We start from the raw sequence: 234 nt of genomic DNA, 5'->3' as shown, positions 1-234 counted from the left end.
GAAGACGCCATGGCCGGCATCGAAGGCATCGACACCATCAACGCGCGCAGCTCCATCTGCCGCGCCCAGGTCAGCATCGACTTCTCCTCCAACCGCGATATCGAAGCGGCCGCGAACGACGTGCGCGACGCCGTCAGCCGCGGCGCCGACCGCATGCCCGAGGTGGCGCGCCCGGCGGAAATCGCCAAGGTCGAGAGCGACGCGCTCGCGGTCGAGTGGGGCAACATGTCCGCG

General features: G+C 69.7%; 1 protein-coding gene. It reads left to right on the top strand.

What is annotated here, in order from left to right; genetic code table 11:
* Positions 1-234: efflux RND transporter permease subunit (locus ACQG3P_RS24270; RefSeq protein ID WP_426806479.1), on the top strand; the 234-nt coding region annotated here is incomplete at both ends.

Source organism: Stenotrophomonas sp. SrG (assembly GCF_050031795.1).
Classification (GTDB): domain Bacteria; phylum Pseudomonadota; class Gammaproteobacteria; order Xanthomonadales; family Xanthomonadaceae; genus Stenotrophomonas; species Stenotrophomonas rhizophila_A.
This window is presented reverse-complemented; position numbering and strand designations above follow the sequence as displayed.